An 18065-nucleotide genomic window follows, 5' to 3' on the forward strand; every position below is an offset into this window, starting at 1 on the left:
GGAATACATACTTTTGAGTTCCAGCGAGAGAATTTATATGCATTAAGCACCCAAGGTGGGCAAGCTCCTACTTACTTCCACGCTGTTCGCGGTAGTCCTCGATCGACTCATTGAACTTATGCAGAAGTTCCGCAAACTTGTTGACCTCTTCGGCAGGCCAATCCGAGGTAATGCGGTCTATCGCGCTGACCGAAGACTCGCGAACTTCCTTCAGCCGCGCCTCGCCCAGGTTAGTCAAAGCAAACTTTCGCGCAACGCTGCCCGCGGGATCAAGAATTCGTTCGAGAAAACCGTCCCGCACCGCGGTGGTGGTTTGACGTTGCAGGGTCGAGGCATCAAGGAGAAAGACCGTGCTCATTTCACCGATCGACATCGGGCCCTCAACTTCAATGCGGCTCATCAGCAGATAGACGCTGCGATCCAAGCCATCGCCGTTTCGGTGCTGCGCTATGGTGTAGCGGCTGAGCAGGGTTTGCTCGTACTCGATATCTGCTGTGCGACGTTTCATGCAACCAATTCTCCTCTTCTACTCACCCGAGCATACCCGAACATGTATTATGAACATTTTATGTATCTTACATATTGCCCTGAAAGGCCCACGTGTCCAAAACAACCTCTGCAGGAAGACCCGGCTCAGGTCTAGCCGTTGCCGTCCTCGCTTCCGCCGGTATCGCTTCGTCGATCACCCAGACAATGGTCACGCCGCTGATCCCCCAGCTTCCCAGCATCTTCAACACCTCTGCGGACAACACCGCGTGGATCATCACGGCGACGCTTCTGGCAGCTGCGGTAGCCGTGCCTATCTCCGGACGTTTGGGAGACTTGTTCGGCAAACGCCGCATGCTTCTCATCCTGGCCCTGCCCTTGATCCTCGGCGCCATCGTGTGCGCTATGGCTCCCACTGTGGAGGTCATGATCATCGGCCGCGCGCTGCAGGGCCTGGGTGCAGGCATGGTTCCGCTGGGTATCGCCATGCTCCGTGACCTTGTCCCGCAGGAACGCCTCTCCTCGGCGATCGCCACGGTCAGCGCCACCTTAGGTGTAGGCGGCGCAATTGGCATGCCGATCTCTGCCGCTGTCATTGATTTCGCCAACTGGCGCGCCCTGTTCTACGGCAGCGCGGTAGTCACGCTGCTGGTAGTCATCGCCATCTGCAAGTTCATCCCCGCGCTACCGGCCGGCGCCGCCGGACAGCGCTTCGACTGGCTAGGCGCCATTGGTTTGGGCATTGGCTTGATCTCGCTCATGCTCGCAGTCTCCAAGGGCTCCTCATGGGGCTGGTCCGCACCGCTGACGCTGGGACTCTTCGGAATCGCCGCCGCCGCGCTGGGGCTCTGGGGCATTTGGGAAATGCGGACTAAGGATCCGCTGGTTGACCTGCGAACCGCGGTCATTCCGCGCGTACTGCTGACAAATATCGCCTCGATCTTCGTTGGTTTCGGCATGTACGCCAGCATGCTGGTCATGCCTCAGATCCTGCAGCTGCCTTCGCAGACCGGTTATGGCTTGGGTCAGACGATCCTGGCAGCCGGCCTTTGGATGGCGCCGGGGGGCCTGATGATGCTGGTGCTCTCCCCCATCGGCGGACGCCTTTCCGACTCGCGGGGCCCGAAGTTCACGCTGGTTCTCGGCGTTTCGGTCATCGCCGCCGGTTACGGCCTGACCCTCCTGGGTATGGGCAGCGCATGGAGCTTGATGCTCACCAGCCTCGTCATCAATGGTGGTGTGGCACTGGCTTACGGCGCCATGCCTGCAATCATCATGGGCGCGGTACCCCGCAGCGAAACTGCTGCAGCCAATGGCTTTAATACGCTGATGCGCTCTCTGGGCACAACCACCGGCGCCGCGGTGATCGGCCTGGTGCTAGCTCAGATGACCACCGACTTTGGCGGGGTTGAACTACCGTCAGAATCAGGATTCCGCATGGCACTGATCCTTGGCGCTGGCATCTCCGTGGTCGCGGCAATCTTGGCAGCCTGCATTCCCGCAGCCGCGGCGAAGAAGGCCGCGATTGAAGTCGACGCGGCGCAGATGGCCACCTCAAGTAAGTAGTTGCCTCGACTCCTCGCATTTGCCGAGTTTATGCTCAGCTTTGACATAGAAACCCCGAGTAATGTCGTAGACACCTCCTTGAAGGTGCGAGTGATGATCGTAAAGCTCCCGTTGGATATTGCCCAACGGGAGCTTTTCACTTTAAATCGTAGCGACTTCGTTGCAATGCAAGGAAGTTGGTCGTGATACCTTGTTTGAGACCACACGGGTGCCCTGGCAGGGGCTGAGATCGGACTATCGCCGTCCGCGACCGTTGAACCTGTCCGGGTAATGCCGGCGAAGGAAGTGAGTTTCCCAAAGTGGAACAATTTGAACAGCACTCTGCCCACACCCTTGCCTACCGTGAGTCTGAGGGGATTTCCGTTCCCGTCACACAGATCCAGTTGGCGGACTCCCCCAATGGCGAGCCGAACGAACCGCTACAGGTGTATCGCACCAGCGGCCCGGGAAGCGATCCGACCACGGGGCTGAAACCATTTCGAGAGTCCTGGATTCTTGAACGCGGGGATGTAGAAATCTATGCCGGGCGAGAGCGCAACCTGCACGACGACGGCAGATCCGCGGTGCGCCGCGGGACGGCGAGCGCCGAATGGGCTGGGCGATCAGCCCCACCGCTGCGTTCGGTCCCCGGGACGCGAGTCACCCAGATGCATTACGCGAGGCAAGGGATCATCACCCCGGAAATGCGTTATGTGGCCTTGCGCGAAGAGTGCGACGTCGAGCTGGTGCGCAGCGAGCTTGCAGCTGGCCGGGCGATCATCCCGGCGAATATCAACCATCCTGAATCCGAACCGATGATCATCGGCAAGGCCTTTTTGGTAAAGATCAACGCGAACATCGGCAACTCTGCGGTGACTAGCTCCATCGCCGAGGAAGTCTCCAAACTGCAATGGGCCGCCAAATGGGGCGCCGACACGGTGATGGACCTTTCCACTGGCGACGATATCCACACCACCCGGGAATGGATCATCCGCAATGCGCCGGTTCCCATCGGCACCGTTCCGATCTACCAAGCATTAGAGAAAGTCAACGGCGAAGCGAACGAACTGACCTGGGAGATTTTCCGGGACACCGTAATCGAACAGTGCGAACAGGGAGTGGACTACATGACCGTCCACGCCGGCGTGCTGCTGCGCTACATCCCGCTGACCGCCAACAGGGTCACCGGAATGGTCTCCCGCGGAGGGTCGATTATGGCCGGCTGGTGCCTTGCACATCATCAGGAGAATTTCCTCTATACCCACTTTGACGAACTCTGCGAGATTTTCTCCCGCTATGACGTCGCATTCTCCCTAGGCGACGGGTTGCGCCCGGGCTCCATTGCGGACGCCAATGATGCAGCCCAATTCGCCGAACTGGATACCTTGGCAGAGCTGACCAAGCGTGCCTGGAAATACGATGTTCAGGTGATGGTCGAGGGGCCCGGACATATACCCTTCCATCTGGTTCGCGAGAATGTGGAACGTCAGCAGGAACTTTGCGACGGGGCGCCGTTCTACACGCTTGGCCCGTTGGTCACCGATATCGCCCCGGGTTATGACCACATCACCAGCGCCATCGGGGCGACCGAAATTGCACGGTATGGAACAGCGATGCTTTGCTACGTGACTCCGAAAGAACATCTTGGTCTGCCTAATCGGGATGACGTGAAAACCGGGGTAATCACCTACAAGATTGCCGCGCATGCAGCGGATCTTGCCAAGGATCATCCGGGGGCCAGAGACCGCGACAATGCCTTGAGCAAGGCGCGGATTGAGTTCCGCTGGAATGACCAGTTCGCTCTCGCACTGGATCCCGTCACGGCGCAGGAGTTTCACGACGAGACGTTGCCGGCGGAACCTGCAAAGACCGCGCACTTTTGCTCGATGTGCGGCCCGAAATTCTGTTCCATGCGGATCTCCCAGGACATTCGGGACGAATACGGTTCCGCCGAGGCACAGGCTGCACTGGCCGGGATGGCTGAGAAGAGTCGGCAGTTCCTCGCAAGCGGTAGCAAGGTTTATGTCGGGGAAGAGATACCCGTTGGGCCCGGCACGCACTAAGGTAGGGAAATCCGAAGCGTAGCCAAAGTGCCTGCACAGAAAGCACGCTTAGAGTTATAAGTACCTCATTGAAGGTGCGAGTGATGATCGTAAAGCTCCCGTTGGATTGTATTCAACGGGAGCTTTTCACTTTTAACTCTTCGGCTCACTACGCGATCCGCGTCTGTGCACGCCTACGGGAGTGCACAGCGGGAGCGTCGCGTCCGGGCCCCGATGCGAGAGCGATTTTAGAGGATTCAAGAATCCGGCGAAGACGCGGGTCGCCATCGGCTTTGGCCATTTAGGTCTAGTTGTTGGGCCAGTTCTCGGTCGACGGACCGCTTGCCAAACCATTCCCGATGGTCTGCTATCAGGTGCTGAGCTGATCCATGGAACCTTATAACGCAAAATTCCCCGCTGGCCTCAGCAATGCCAATAGTCATCATCTTGGCCACCTGCTCGTCTGATCTTCTTCTTTTGCTGCCCGTTGGATCCAGAGTTCTCACGCTCCGGTATCGAGGCATACCGCCTGCAACCTGCCCATTGCTTGAATACAGAGCCCAACCAAAGCTCCAGCATAGAGTCGTGTTTTAGAGTGGAATTACCTCATTGAGGGTGCGAGTGATGATCGGGAGCATCCCGCCGGGCAACCGGCGGGATGCTTTTGTTAATCGGACAGTTAATACCTGTCAGTGGATTGCCTGGTTACCTCTCCGAATTACTCAGCTCCAGCACAGAGTCGACTCTTAGGCTGGAATTACCTCATTGAAGGTGCGAGTGATGATCGTTAGAATTCCCGCCGGCTTTGCCGGCGGGAATTCTTTGTTAAGCTGGGCACCGCCCATGCCCGTCCCACAGACGACAGGTAGAAAAGCTGTCCAGATTGAAAATCTCATACGGGACGCCGTGAGAGTCAGAACGCTCCCCCTCAGTGGCAGCGTAGAGCGGGGTATTCACCGAGGCCCTAATCGAAGGTTGCGTTTGGGGCTGCTCGGCTAGGACATGTCCTAGTCGTCGTGCACGTGGCGCTCGTTGAGGCTTCGATAAATGCGATAATTTGGTCAGGCCCCTTTGGCAATTTCGACTCGGGGATTTCTAACTGAATGGAGCCCCTATGGCAATCGTGGCCACCGACCTCACTCCGCTAGAACGCCAATCCGTATGGCGCACGCTGAAGTCTCCGAGACTTCTGAAAACCGAGCTTCTAGCCGGGCTAGTAGTCTCGCTAGCCTTGATCCCGGAGGTCATCGCCTTCTCGATCATTGCCGGAGTAGACCCCAGAATCGGTATTTTTGCTTCGTTTACCATGTCGATTGTGATCGCTTTTACTGGTGGCCGCCCTGCCATGGTCTCCGCCGCTGCCGGTGCAGTCGCCCTGGTGGTCGCTCCTCTGGTGCGAAGCCATGGGGTGGATTACTTGTTTGCCGCGGTTATTCTGGCCGGAATCATTCAGGTCGTACTTGCACTGCTGGGTGTGGCGAAGCTGATGCGTTTCATCCCCAGACAAGTGATGCTTGGCTTCGTCAACGCATTGGCCATTCTGATTTTCCTCTCGCAGATGCCCGAGCTGAGGGCTGTACCATGGGCCGTTTACCCTCTGGTGCTGCTTGGCCTCGGCATCGTCTATTTCTTCCCCAAGATCACCAAGGCAGTTCCCGCCCCGCTGATCGCGATCGTGGTGCTGACCCTGATCACCGTGTTTGCAAAGGTCACCGTGCCGACGGTGGGAGATAAGGGAGAACTGCCCGATTCGCTGCCCTTCTTCATCATCCCGCAGGTTCCCTACACCATGGAGACCTTGAAGATCATCGCACCCTACGCGTTAGCAGTCGCATTTGTTGGCTTGTTGGAGTCGCTGCTGACGGCCAAACTCGTGGATGACATCACCGATACCCCGTCAAGCAAGACCCGGGAGTCGTGGGGCCAGGGGACCGCCAATATCGTGACCGGATTCTTTGGCGGAATCTGCGGCTGCGCGATGATCGGCCAAACCATGATTGGGGTGAAGGCATCAGGCGGGCGTACCCGCATCTCCACCATGTTCGCCGGTGTATTCATGCTCTTGCTCGCGGTTGTCTTCGGTGACATTGTGGCGCAGATTCCCATGGCAGCGCTCGTCGCGATCATGATTTTCGTGTCGTTCACGACCTTCAATTGGCACAGCATCCGTCCGAGCACGTTGAAGATGATGCCTAAGAGCGAAACCGCGGTTATGGTCGTCACCGTGGTCTTCACAGTGGCCACCAACAACCTCGCCATCGGGGTAGGCCTAGGAGTGCTGACCGCAGTCGTTCTCTTCGCCAACAGGGTGGCACACTTCGTGACAGTCAAACGCAGCGTCACCGGGGTGAAAGAAGGCCAAGCGGCTATTTACACTGTCGACGGCGAATTGTTCTTCGCGTCCTCCAACGACCTATATACGCAGTTCGACTACGCTGGGGATCCGCATCAGATCATCATCGACATGTCTGCTTCCCATCTGTGGGATGCATCCACAATCGCAGCACTGGATTCCATAACCGATAAATACGAGAAGTATGGCAAGCAGGTTCAGATATTGGGGCTAAACGAGGCGAGCTTGAAAATGCGCGAGCGATTAGGCGGAAAACTCGGCGACTAGGTCAAGCCGTTGCGCTGGCGTTTAGCTTCGTACATGGCACGATCCGCTCGGAGGATCACTGTGCTCAAATTGTCTTCTTTGTGGGCTTGCGCGAGACCATAAGACCACGCATGATTTGAGGTTTCCTTGATCCTAGCCATGAGAACTTGAGCTTCTTCGAACGAGGTATTCGGAAAGACCAAGACAAACTCGTCACCGCCCAACCGGCATACTATGTCTGATTTTCGCGTGGTTTGGAGCCAGTGCTTAACCAGTTGCTTTAGCACCTCGTCTCCGGCGGTATGCCCTTGCTCGTCATTGATCAGCTTGAAACCGTCTAGGTCCACTAGCGCAACGGTCAACGCTTTGGAGAATCGCAGAGATCTGGCTAGCGCTGGCTCGCCATGAACCGACAACCCACGACGGTTCAGTGCGCCAGTGAGCACGTCGAACTCGGTTTCATTCCTGAACCTCCTGCGTACAAAGGTGCCAACACTGGTCCCTAGAATGGTGAAGAACATCAGTGCGAAAACGTTGAGCAAACCTTGGCTGTGTTCTGTTCCTGCGGCCGGACCAACGAAAACAGAATATGGAATCGTAAAGGCCATCACAGGGTAAATCGTCAGACGAGTCAACCACGACGGAAATAGCCACGACAAATACATGGCGATCAATGGGAATTCCTGCAACCTGAATACGACTTGTTCATGGTCCATGGTGAATCCGACGAAATAGACGAATGAAGCAACTTCTGCCAAAGCTCCGAGGTATCCCAGCCACAGCGGAAATTTATTGCGCATGATGATCGCGGCCGAAAGCACCCCCAGTGCACCGACGCAACGAGCAATCCGTACGACAAATTGATCAGGGAAATCCAGTGGCTGAAACAAATTCAACAGGTAGAAGAAGAACATGAAAAACGCCACCAGTGCGGTCACCGCAACGCTCGGATCTGTGATCCCCCGTAGTCGTGGAGGAATGAGCCTCCCCCGCCAGCTCTGGGCCACAGGCCGGCGCCGTTCAATACGATTATTCACAAGTCTCCCCACTTGGCAATTGTTTCTGTATCCACATGTAGCTTTACCCCATTGAGCACTGTATTATCTGCTTCGAGCGTCCCGTCCCGGAGGCTTGGTCGAAGTCACAAAAACGACATCCCCACATTCGGGAGGCACCGCGTGAAGTTTGTTTTCCAACCCCTCATAGATCTAACCAAATGGAGCTTGCTGGGTTTCGAAGCATTGGCGCGCTTTGAGGATTCCGCCAGTCCTGCCGAACATTTCGATGCAGCGCGAGGTGAAGGCCGTCTAACGGACTTGGAGCTGCAAGCGATTGAAGGGATCATCGCGGCAACCTCCTCACTACCTGACGGCACCTTGGTGACGCTCAATGCCTCCGGCCCAACCATCGAAGCATTCTCAAATTCTCCTTTAGCATTGGATCCTCGGTTGAAGTGGGGCTTAGAGCTGAACGAACAAAGCGAACCTTGCGTCTGCGACGGAGCCCGGCGACTCGCTACCTCTCTGGACTGCCTGCTGTTGATCGACGATGCAGGAGTAGCCCACGCCACCAGGGAACGGATACTGCGCCTTTGCCCAGATATCGTGAAGCTGGATCGCACGATGATTAGCGAATATGGCGAATCGGAGCAAGTTCGACTAATGGTGGACTCTTTGCTGGAGGCAGCGACGTCAATCGGCGCCAAAACCTTGGCAGAAGGAGTTGAATCACCACAACAGTTGGAGCTGGTCCGTACATTAGGGTTCGATTATGCGCAGGGGTACTACTTCAGCCCCGGTCAACAAGTGAATCAGCTCAGATCCACCCTTTCGGCTCTACACCGACGCATCGGGATCGATATTCCGAGTTTCTGAGCGGCGTTCACGCCCGCGCCCAGCGGAGAGCCGGATCACCGGAATGATCTTCATGACTCCAAGAACCAAGTAAATCAAGGTGTTGATGGCCACGAATGACGCGAGAACGCTGAACCACGACGAGTAGAGCACGTTTTCAGGAAGGATCAGTCCACGAGGAACAATCAAACCGAGATCTATCATTGTCATGCCCCTCGCTGTGCTGGTTCTTTATGCTCTACGTGTTTCCACGCGGCGCTGCGCCCAAAGGCAATATCTCCGACGCCTTTGAGAAATGCCAGATTCAGAAATACATCGTAGATCAGTTCCGGGATGACAAGCACTGCCAGGAGTCTGGCTCGCCAGCCACCGCGCCATGTGGTGATCACTCGTTCAATGGCGAATACGAAGCCTAGCAACATCCAGAAGGGGAACCATACCCAGGTATCCATGGATACCAACATCAGAATCATCAGGGCGAAATAACTGAACAGAGCGATCACGCCATAACCTATGCCAATTTGCTGGGCCCAGTATCGCATGGTCTGCGGCGTTACCCCGTAAGCTCCAAGGTTTTCCAACGCACCGCGTTGCCAGCGTAGTCGCTGTGCCCACAGCATCTTCCATGACGGCATCAGCTCAGTGACTACCGTGCATTTTTCGGGAGACGTTGTTAGCCCACCGAGCGTCTTGATGGCAATTGTCAGTTCGTTATCTTCGGTTAGTGCCGCCGTATCGTAGACATCGCCTGGCTTACCTGGCAGAGTCTGCCCTCGTGCCTCAGCCACCCCGCGCAACGCTGCCGAACGGAAAATGGATGCAGTCCCGGTCAAAACGAAAACTCGTCCATCACGACGCTCGATTTCACGCTGATAACGCGTATATTCGTTGCGTTGGAACTGCCCAATCAGCCCATGTCCTTCTTCACCATGGAACAGCCCGCCAACGGACATCAACGCACGGTCCGAGGTAAACCGGTCTCTGGCCGTGGCTAGATATTCGACGCCGATCTGGCTGTCTGCATCCATGACCATGACGCAGTCGTTGTCACCTAATGTTGACAAAAGGTACTCCAGCGCTTGATTCAGCGCACCACCCTTTTTATGGACGTTTCCAACGGATTCGAACACATCAACGCCATGCTCGCGAGCAACGGATACGGTGCCGTCGGTGCAGTTATCCGCGACGACTACCACTCTGCGGGGCGGGAATGTTTGTGCTTGCAAGGCGCGCAACGTATGCGGGAGCGAAGCCTGCTCATTGTGAGCGGGTATCAGCACAGTGACAGTCACCGGGCCTGCGTAAACTCCGCGAGTTCGTTCCATGACCGTTCGAGGGGCCAATGGTCGCGTTGATTTTTCCACCGGTGTTCGTCGAAAACGCCACGTAACGAGACGCTCACCGAGCACTACCAACGAAACCAGGAGCACGGCTATGCCTACGGCAAGAATCAAGATATTAGTATTTGGAAGCTCAGCACTATAGAAAGTGGACCAGATGCCAGCCAGTTGAACTTCGACGGGCTTCCACAAGACGGGAGTTTCTGTCGCGCTCAGTGCCCACCACATGATTAGCGCGGCAACAGAGACAATCGCTATAACCGCGAGTCCTACGAGTCTTTGAAAATATTTCTGCAATGCCCCTCCGACACCAATTCCGAGATAGAAGAGCTCGAAAGTTAAATAGCGAGATCCTCGCGCCTCACTACTGCGCGGGGTTTCCGATCTCTTCGCCAATCTCCCGGACAACAGGAATGATGTTTGACCAATGAAAGGACTATTGATGACTAGTCTAAGCGTTTGATGTAGGCCCCCATCTCACTTTTAGGAATATTGATCAAAATGTAACCATCGTTGATTTTTGTCCAAATGCACGAGCGATCCTACGGACATCTACCGCTCTTGGCGCAGTCGTCGTATCCTGTTCTCAACGCAACAGAACTTTCCATTCCAGCATCGTGGTTCGCAAAATGTCAGAGCACACCCCTCGCAATGAACGGTATGAACCCAGCATCGTAGCGCCCGAAAGTGGGCAGCGATCCTTCATGCACATCCTCGTAAATACTGCGGTAGCAAACCTCACCACAAGCTACCTTTGGTTTGCACTGACATTCTGGGTCTACCTCGAAACCGAGAACGTGATGGCCACCGGAATCATCGGTGGTACCTTCATGCTGCTGATCGCAATATTCTCCATGGTGTTCGGAACCATCGTGGACAACCATAAGAAGAAGTCGGTCTTCGTTTTCTCTGCGGTGTTTACCGCTCTCATGTTCACTCTGGCCGCGTTGATCTACCTGTGGCTGCCCACCGAGTCCATTCTGAATATCGGCGGTTGGCAATTCTGGTTGTTCTGCGGCGTCATCCTCATTGGCGCTGTCGTTGAGCAAATGCGTGGCATCGCCTTGTCCACCACAGTGACGCTGCTGATTCCTGTTGAACGCCATGCCAACGCCAATGGCCTGGTTGGCACGGTTCAGGGCATCGCGTTTATCGTCACCAGCGTATTTAGCGGACTGTCCATTGGCCTGCTGGGCATGGGGTGGACGCTGACTCTAGCCTTGGTGCTTGTAGTCGTGACGCTCATACATCTATTGACGGTATCGCTGCCCGAAGAAGCGCCCGAGGTGGAACCGGGGCATACCAAGCGGACCGATTTCAAACTCGGGTTCACCACTGTTCTGGCAATCCCGGGCCTGTTCGCACTGATCATTTTCTCCATGTTCAATAACTTCATCGGCGGGGTCTACATGGCGCTGATGGACCCCTACGGACTGACGATTATGAGTGTGGAGGCTTGGGGCATTGTCTTTGGCCTGGCTTCGACTGGTTTCATCATTGGCGGCCTGCTCATTGCCAAATTCGGTTTGGGCAAAAATCCGATTCGCACCCTACTGCTGGCAGTGGTGGTGATGGGCCTGCTCGGTGCACTTTTCACCATTCGAGAATGGACCTGGCTGTATATAGTGGGGATCTGGCTGTACATGATTCTGATCCCAGCGGTTGAAGCTTCCGAGCAGACCGTGATCCAGAAAGTCGTTCCCTTCCGACGGCAGGGTCGTGTCTTCGGGTTTGCGCAGATGATGGAAGCCGCAGCCGCGCCCATCACCGCATTTATGATCGCCCCGTTGGCCCAGTACCTAATCATTCCATTTATGAAGACCGCCGAAGGCGACGCAAGCCTAGGATGGCTAGTTGGCCAGGGTGACGCCCGAGGCATTGCGCTCATCTTCCTCGGTGCGGGCCTGATTATGGTTGTTGTGGCCTTGCTGGCAATGACCAGCAACCAATACCGCAAGCTCTCTGTTATATTCCAAGCACCCGAACCGGCGAACACATAAGAAACGGCCGCGCCACCTATTGAAAGGCCACCTGTGAGCACCGCGAAAACACAACCCACTGATGCTAGCGTCGAAGACTTTATCCAGGCAGCCACCCCGCTAAAGCGGCGGGAAGACGGGCAGTTGCTCGATGATATCTTTCGTGAGGTCACAGGCGTTGAACCGGTGCTGTGGGGGCCGTCGATTGTTGGCTACGGGCAGTACACTTACGTCTCACCATCAAACCCTAGGAATACCGGAATCTGGCTCAAAACTGGTTTTTCCCCGCGCAAGGCGCAGCTTTCGATCTACGGGCTGAAAGACCAGGAAGCTGGCGCAAAGCTGCTCCCCCAGTTAGGAAAATATACCGAGGGAGCAGGCTGTGTCTATGTGAAAAAGCTGGAGGATATCGACTTGGAGATCCTGCGTCAGCTCATCAAGATTGCTTTCGCCAGGGCAGAGGATCCTCTGGCCTGACCATCAAGACTATTCCGATTCTTCAATCAGGCTTTCTGCTTCGCTCAGGCCGGCAGAAATTACCGGAAGCAGACGCTCGTCGACGCCATACTCTTCGCCCTTGACCTGAAGCAGTCCAAAGGCGGCCAGCGATGCGAGTGCCTCGCGAGCTTCGGGAAGGACCGCGTCGAAGTTCTTCGGACCACAGTTGCGACGCAGGCCTTCGAAATCGGCTTCTCGTCCGGTGACAGCGGTGACCAGCAGATTTCGTAGCACGAGGAAGAAAGCTTCGTCGCGTTCGGTGAAGGCATCGTTCGGAATCAAGTGGCTTTGCACGCAGCCGACGCCCATCTCGAAGAGCAGCTGCGCACTCTCGGATTCTTCGCCGTCCACGAAGTGCGCAAACGCCTCTTCGTCGCGAACGATCTTGCCATCGGATGGGTCAACTACGGAGAGGATAGCCGCGTTCCAGACGTGAGCGAACACATCCGGTGCTGGCTCGTCGACCTTCACTGTGGCCGCGTCAACACCGACCGATTTCATGACACGTACTCGTGCCTCGTTATCGGCTTCGCTGAATGCGCTGATGTCCACTCCGTCGCCCAACGCTTCGGAGAAGGCCTTGACCTTGGCGTACAGTTCCGTGCCGCGCAGCAGTGCGCACAGTTCCGCGTCTTCCTCAGCGAAACCCTTCAGTGCGTCGTCGAGCAGTTCACGCAGTTCGGTGAGGTTTTCTTCTCCGCCTTCCCAAGTGCCACGGGCAGCCAGGAAGGAGAAGTAGTCCAGCCATGCGGTGAAGATTGGCTCGGCTTCGAGACCCTCGGGCAGGTTCACCAGGAATTCTGCGAATACCTGTCCGAATAGCTCTGGATCGATATCTCGCAGGTTGGAGCTCCGGGCTAGTTCGGCATACTCCGCACCAACCGAGCGCACGACGCCCAACTGGATTTCGGCGATCTGTGCGGCTTCTTCTGCTCCGAAGGCCGGCACGGTTTCGGTAACCCATGCGGCGTAGTCCTCGCGCATCGCATCTACCGAAATTTCTGCCTGGACTCTATAGACACTGCGCCCGCGCTGTGCTGCTTTCGCAGGGTTGCCTGCGCCCGAATTCTTCTTGCCCTGCTTCTTTTTGCTGGCCATGAAATGTCCTTGGTTTTCGTACGGATTCGTTTTGTTAAAGCCTACGGGGTGAGTCCGGCTGGCACCCCTTCGATCCGCGCCGGCCGGGGTGCGAATTATCTCGATCAATGACTGTCCAGCGGCGAATAGCATTGATCACGATCCCACTATTTGCGCGTGAAGCAAATCCGAATGCCAGCAGCGCGGAGTGCTCCTAGGCTAGGGGTATAACTTCCACTAACTGCTAAGCGGGGACTCAATGCACGAACACCACCACACCACAGCACCAGATGCGGTGGCATTCTGGGAAGACCACTACGGTCAGTCCGAACGGGTCTGGTCTGGGAAAGTCAACAAAGTGCTCGCAGATACCGTTGCGGATCTTCCCGCTGGCAAGTCCCTGGACTTCGGTTGCGGAGAGGGCGCAGATACCATCTGGCTGGCAAATAAGGGGTGGCAGGCAACTGGTGTCGATATTTCCGCGACCGCGGTAGAACGCGCACGCACCGCGGCGAAGGAACAGGGGCTCAGCGAGAAAGAAGCCAACTTCATCGCGGAGGATCTCTCTGAGTGGCACAGCGACGAACGTTTTGATCTGGTGACTCTGAGCTTCTTCCAGGCACCTTTCGAAATCCCGCGTGCAGAAATCATGCAGAAGGCAGCTTCGCTTGTAGCTCCGGGCGGGCACTTGCTGGCGGTTTCCCACGCCGCGGCACCCTCATGGGTAGCCAGCGAACAAATGGCTCAGCATAGATTTCCCACCCCGGATTCTGAGCTTGAATCGCTGGACTTGGATTCTAGTGGGTGGACAATCCTGCGAGCTGAAATTGTGGAACGTGAGGTCTCAGACCCGGACGGTAATCCGGCGACCTTAGAAGATACGATCGTGTTCGTTCAGCGTCGCAACTAGGCAGGGTCAAGGCACGCGTCGTTGACGGCCGTCGCCGACTCGGTTGGGACCCTCCCAAGCCACCGAAATTACGGGTGTCCTGGTTCTTATCCGTTTCGGCTCACGAGGCATTAACAAACAAGACCTAGTGAATGAAGAAAATTTTCATTCACTAGGTCTTGGCGCTATTCATGGACTATGAACAGCGCTGATGCGAGATGCCCACACGGATCTCACACCAAGTATTTAGCCAACTGCGGTTGATAGCTCACCCAATCAACAGAATTTCGCACCCGTTCACGAATTTCTCCCGCTGCCCAGGTGCGTGAGTCCATGGCGCGCAGTTGAACCAGCACGTTGCCTAGGGCCGTGCATTCGACCGGTCCGGCGATGACCGGAATTCCCGCGCGATCGGCGGTGCGCTGGCAGAGCAGACTGCCTTGTGAACCGCCACCCACAAGATGAATCGCATCCAGCACAAATCCGCCAAGTTTCGCGGCCTGAAACGAATGGCTTGCGAAGCTCTCGGCGAGGGACTCGATAACGATTCGAATGATCTCTGCCCGAGATTCCGGTCTCTTACCTCCGGTCTCGATGACCGAGCGACTAATTCTTTCGGGCATGCCTCCCGGGGCCAGGAAGCTATCGGCCTGCGGGTCGATGAGCGTCGTAGAAACCGCCAACTGCTGGGCCTGGGCCAAAAGCTGCTCCAGACTTACGCTGTCGCTGCCGTCGGCTTCTGCCTGCTCGTTCCATTCTCGAATTGCTTCGCTGAGCAGGAAAGTGCCGGTCACGTTTTTCAAGAATCTGACAGTTTCATCCAGGCCCAACTCGTTGGTGAAACCCGCTTCCTGCGCACGTGGCTCAAGTACCGGTGAGCCAAGCTCAACCCCTACCAATCCCCAGGTGCCGCACGAGATATAAGCCGACTTCGCGCTCGTCAATGGGGTGGCCGCTACGGCGCTTGCCGTGTCGTGCGAGGCAACAGCAAGCACTTGGACCCCAGCATGGGCACCGAGCTCTTTGGCCAGCGATCCTCGCAAGGTTCCAACGACTTCACCCGGGCGAATCAACGGTGCTAACAAGTTTGCGACTTGCAAGTGCTCGCTCAGTTCCGCGTCCCACGTCTCGGATTTCAGGTTCAATAGCCCTGTGGTGGACACATTGGTCCACTCGCTGCGCGCCACTCCCGTCAACAAATAATTGATGTAGTCCGGGACCAAGAGCAGCGTATCGGCTTGGGCCAGCCGCGATTCCTGCCGTTCGGCTTCCAGCTGGTACACCGTATTAAAAGGCAGGAACTGCAATCCATTGCGGGTAAACAGGTCCTTGCGGTCAAAGCTGGCTTCCAGCGCCGGAACGGCGAGCTCATTGCGCGGATCCCGGTAGTGGCGCACCTGCCCGAGACGTTGCCCATTCTTCAGCAGCGCGTAGTCCACAGCCCATGAGTCCACGCCGATGGAAGCGATGTCTGGATGCTGTGCGAATGCCATCCTCAACCCGTGGCGAATTTCTCGCCACAGCTGGTCGATGTCCCATGCCAACGCTCCGGCGTCCGCCCCGTCTTCCAGCGTGGACAGCGGAACCGCACCATTGGCGAAGCGATGCACCAAGCTGAGCTCGACCTTGCCCTCCACCAGCTGGCCGAGCATCACCCGGCCGCTAGTGGCGCCCAAATCGATCGCCGCAACCGGTGCGGTGTCCAAACTCGAACTCATCGCAGGAAGGCCGCAGCAACGCCCGAGTCAACCGGGATGTGCAGGCCGGTGGTGCGAGTCAGTTCCGGACCGGTGAGCACGTACACGGCGTCCGCCACGTTTTCCGGGACCACTTCACGCTTGAGAATGGTGCGGTTGGCATAGAACTGGCCCAAGTCCTGCTCGTCGACCCCATAGGTGGCCGCGCGGTTGGCGCCCCAGCCCGAGGCGAAGATGCCCGAGCCGCGCACCACTCCGTCGGGGTTAATGCCGTTCACGCGGATGCCGTGCTCGCCGAGTTCCACGGCCAGCAGGCGCACCTGATGGGCCTGGTCGGCCTTGGTCGCCGAGTAGGCGATGTTGTTCGGGCCGGCGAAGACAGAGTTCTTGGAGGAGATGTAGATGATGTCTCCGCCCATACGCTGGTCAATCAGTGCTTTGGCCGCCGCCTTGGACACCAGGAAGGAGCCCTTGGCCATCACGTCGTGCTGCAGGTCCCAGTCCGCCTCGGAGGTTTCCAGCAGCTTCTTGGACAGCGACAAACCGGCGTTGTTCACCACCAGGTCGATGCCGCCAAAAGCGAGCACCGCGGCATCCATAGCTGCCTGAACCGCAGCGCCATCGGCGACATTTGCCGCAACTCCGATGGCCACATCGGAGTTGCCCAATTCCGCGGCGGCAGCCTGCGCCTTGGCCAAATCCAGATCGGCGATGACAACGCAAGCACCTTCGGCAGCCAGCCGGGTAGCGATCGCCTTGCCGATGCCAGACGCAGCACCAGTAACCAGGGCGATGCGACCGGCATGGCTCTTCGGCTTAGGCATGCGAGCAAGCTTGGCTTCTTCCAGCGCCCAGTATTCGATGCGGAACTTCTCCGCGTCGGTGATCGGAGTGTAGGTTGACAGGGCTTCGGCGCCACGCATCACATTGATGGCGTTCAGGTAGAACTCGCCGGCTACGCGAGCAGTCTGCTTGTTTGCACCATAGGAGAACATGCCAACGCCGGGGATCAGCACGATCAGCGGATCTGCCCCGCGGATGGCTGGGGAGCTTTCATCCTTGTGGGCATCGTAGTAGGCCTGGTAATCGGCACGGTATTCCACGTGTAGTTCGCCCAGGCGGACCAGCTGCTCCTCGAGGGTCGCGGTGGACGGAAGATCCAACACCATTGGCTTGATCTTGGTGCGCAGGAAGTGGTCCGGGCAGGAGGTGCCCAGCGCGGCAAGCTCGGCTAGTTTTTCGCTCGTCAGGAAGTCAAGGACTCGCTCGTCGTCGGTGAAATGGCCAATCATTGGCTTGTCCGTTGAGGCCAGACCGCGAAGAGTCGGCGCCAGCGCCGCTGCGCGTGCCAGGCGTTCGCTTTCCGGCAGTGCTTCGAAGCCGGGCAGCTGGGCCCCGAATGGCTGGGCCGTGCCGTGTTCTTGAATGTAGGCAGCCGCGGTGTCGATGATCCACAGCGAGTTGCCTTCGCATTCCTCGGAGCTCTCGCCCCACGCGGTGATGCCGTGTCCGCCGAGGATGCAGCCGACTGCGTTCGGGTTTTCATCTTTGATTGCCGCGATGTCCATACCCAGCTGGAAGCCCGGTCGGTGCCAGTCGACCCAGAGCACCTTGTCGCCGAAGATCTGTGCGGTTAGTTCTTTGCCGTCCTTGGCGGTGGCGATGGCGATGCCGGAATCCGGGTGCAGGTGGTCCACATGAGGTGCGTTCACCAGACCATGCATGGCGGTATCGATAGAAGGCGCGGCTCCACCCTTGCCGTGCAGGCAGTAGTCAAAAGCCGCCACCATCTCATCTTCGCGGTCCACGCCCGGGTAGACGTTGATCAACGAGCGCATCCGGTCCAAGCGAAGGGTCGACAGCCCCTTCTCGGTCAGGGTGCCCAGATCTCCGCCCGATCCCTTGACCCAGAGCAGCTCAATCTGTTCTCCGGTGACCGGGTCGGACTCGAAGCCCTTGGCCGAGGTGTTGCCGCCGGCAAAATTGGTGTTCTTCTTATCCGCACCGAGGCGGTTTGAACGGGTAATGAGCTGTTCTGCGGTACTGATAGTCATGGTCTC

Annotated in this window: 14 protein-coding genes and 1 riboswitch; of the genes, 7 read left to right on the forward strand and 7 right to left on the reverse strand. The window is 57.1% G+C overall.

What is annotated here, in order from left to right; genetic code table 11:
- Positions 1 to 67: 67 nt before the first annotated feature.
- Entirely contained in the window at positions 68 to 508 is a 441-nt protein-coding gene (locus LG294_RS17570; RefSeq protein ID WP_404288043.1) for a MarR family winged helix-turn-helix transcriptional regulator, read from the reverse strand.
- 92 nt (positions 509 to 600) lie between these two features.
- Here LG294_RS17570 and LG294_RS17575 point away from each other — a divergent pair, with 92 nt between their 5' ends.
- The 3 genes from LG294_RS17575 (at position 601) to LG294_RS17585 (ending at position 6693) form a co-directional block, all read left to right on the forward strand.
- Complete coding sequence (locus LG294_RS17575) at positions 601 to 2052, forward strand: MFS transporter (protein WP_404288045.1); 1452 nt, start codon at positions 601 to 603, stop codon at positions 2050 to 2052.
- A 194-nt stretch (positions 2053 to 2246) separates the two neighbouring features.
- Positions 2247 to 2354, forward strand: a riboswitch (TPP riboswitch).
- A complete protein-coding gene (gene thiC, locus LG294_RS17580) occupies positions 2352 to 4094 on the forward strand; it encodes a phosphomethylpyrimidine synthase ThiC (protein WP_404288047.1) in 1743 nt (580 codons plus the stop codon). Its footprint overlaps the riboswitch before it by 3 nt.
- Positions 4095 to 5187: 1093 nt before the next feature.
- On the forward strand, positions 5188 to 6693 hold the full coding sequence (locus tag LG294_RS17585) for a SulP family inorganic anion transporter (protein ID WP_404288049.1): 1506 nt from the start codon (positions 5188 to 5190) through the stop codon (positions 6691 to 6693).
- On the opposite strand, the gene LG294_RS17590 is transcribed toward LG294_RS17585, so the two are convergent.
- Positions 6690 to 7610 carry a GGDEF domain-containing protein gene (locus LG294_RS17590; RefSeq protein WP_404288051.1) on the reverse strand — a complete coding sequence of 307 codons (921 nt, stop codon included), beginning with the start codon at positions 7608 to 7610 and terminating at the stop codon, positions 6690 to 6692. The two genes, LG294_RS17585 and LG294_RS17590, sit on opposite strands and share 4 nt — an antisense overlap.
- A gap of 240 nt (positions 7611 to 7850) precedes the next feature.
- Between LG294_RS17590 and LG294_RS17595 the strand changes: the two genes are divergently transcribed.
- Entirely contained in the window at positions 7851 to 8546 is a 696-nt protein-coding gene (locus LG294_RS17595; protein ID WP_404288053.1) for an EAL domain-containing protein, read from the forward strand.
- Here LG294_RS17595 and LG294_RS17600 read toward each other — a convergent pair.
- On the reverse strand, positions 8508 to 8735 hold the full coding sequence (locus LG294_RS17600) for a hypothetical protein (RefSeq protein WP_404288055.1): 228 nt from the start codon (positions 8733 to 8735) through the stop codon (positions 8508 to 8510). The two genes, LG294_RS17595 and LG294_RS17600, sit on opposite strands and share 39 nt — an antisense overlap.
- Complete coding sequence (locus LG294_RS17605) at positions 8732 to 9817, reverse strand: glycosyltransferase (protein ID WP_404288056.1); 1086 nt, start codon at positions 9815 to 9817, stop codon at positions 8732 to 8734. Before LG294_RS17605 ends, LG294_RS17600 begins: the two co-directional genes overlap by 4 nt.
- 677 nt (positions 9818 to 10494) lie before the next feature.
- Between LG294_RS17605 and LG294_RS17610 the strand changes: the two genes are divergently transcribed.
- Both LG294_RS17610 and LG294_RS17615 read left to right on the forward strand, forming a co-directional pair.
- Positions 10495 to 11865 (forward strand): MFS transporter, encoded by a 1371-nt coding sequence (locus LG294_RS17610; protein ID WP_404288058.1) that lies wholly within the window; start codon positions 10495 to 10497, stop codon positions 11863 to 11865.
- A 33-nt stretch (positions 11866 to 11898) separates the two neighbouring features.
- Positions 11899 to 12321 (forward strand): DUF1801 domain-containing protein, encoded by a 423-nt coding sequence (locus tag LG294_RS17615; RefSeq protein WP_404288060.1) that lies wholly within the window; start codon positions 11899 to 11901, stop codon positions 12319 to 12321.
- Positions 12322 to 12330: 9 nt separating this feature from the next.
- On the opposite strand, the gene LG294_RS17620 is transcribed toward LG294_RS17615, so the two are convergent.
- A complete protein-coding gene (locus LG294_RS17620) occupies positions 12331 to 13440 on the reverse strand; it encodes a hypothetical protein (RefSeq protein ID WP_404288062.1) in 1110 nt (369 codons plus the stop codon).
- Positions 13441 to 13678: 238 nt separating this feature from the next.
- Here LG294_RS17620 and LG294_RS17625 point away from each other — a divergent pair, with 238 nt between their 5' ends.
- A complete protein-coding gene (locus LG294_RS17625) occupies positions 13679 to 14329 on the forward strand; it encodes a class I SAM-dependent methyltransferase (protein ID WP_404288064.1) in 651 nt (216 codons plus the stop codon).
- A 212-nt stretch (positions 14330 to 14541) separates the two neighbouring features.
- On the opposite strand, the gene LG294_RS17630 is transcribed toward LG294_RS17625, so the two are convergent.
- Together LG294_RS17630 and LG294_RS17635 are read right to left on the reverse strand one after the other, a co-directional pair.
- Positions 14542 to 16014: a rhamnulokinase family protein gene (locus tag LG294_RS17630; protein ID WP_404288066.1), complete on the reverse strand. Its 1473-nt coding sequence runs from the start codon at positions 16012 to 16014 to the stop codon at positions 14542 to 14544.
- 8 nt (positions 16015 to 16022) lie between these two features.
- On the reverse strand, positions 16023 to 18059 hold the full coding sequence (locus tag LG294_RS17635) for a bifunctional aldolase/short-chain dehydrogenase (RefSeq protein ID WP_404288067.1): 2037 nt from the start codon (positions 18057 to 18059) through the stop codon (positions 16023 to 16025).
- Positions 18060 to 18065: the final 6 nt, after the last annotated feature.

Source organism: Glutamicibacter arilaitensis (assembly GCF_044793945.1).
Lineage (GTDB): Bacteria > Actinomycetota > Actinomycetes > Actinomycetales > Micrococcaceae > Glutamicibacter > Glutamicibacter arilaitensis_B.

Coding starts and splice junctions, on each gene's coding strand:
- LG294_RS17570 (WP_404288043.1), bottom strand. CDS start 508: ATGAAACGTCGCACAGCAGATATCGAGTACGAGCAAACCCTGCTCAGC.
- LG294_RS17585 (WP_404288049.1), top strand. CDS start 5,188: ATGGCAATCGTGGCCACCGACCTCACTCCGCTAGAACGCCAATCCGTA.
- LG294_RS17600 (WP_404288055.1), bottom strand. CDS start 8,735: ATGACAATGATAGATCTCGGTTTGATTGTTCCTCGTGGACTGATCCTT.
- LG294_RS17610 (WP_404288058.1), top strand. CDS start 10,495: ATGTCAGAGCACACCCCTCGCAATGAACGGTATGAACCCAGCATCGTA.
- LG294_RS17620 (WP_404288062.1), bottom strand. CDS start 13,440: ATGGCCAGCAAAAAGAAGCAGGGCAAGAAGAATTCGGGCGCAGGCAAC.
- LG294_RS17625 (WP_404288064.1), top strand. CDS start 13,679: ATGCACGAACACCACCACACCACAGCACCAGATGCGGTGGCATTCTGG.
- LG294_RS17635 (WP_404288067.1), bottom strand. CDS start 18,059: ATGACTATCAGTACCGCAGAACAGCTCATTACCCGTTCAAACCGCCTC.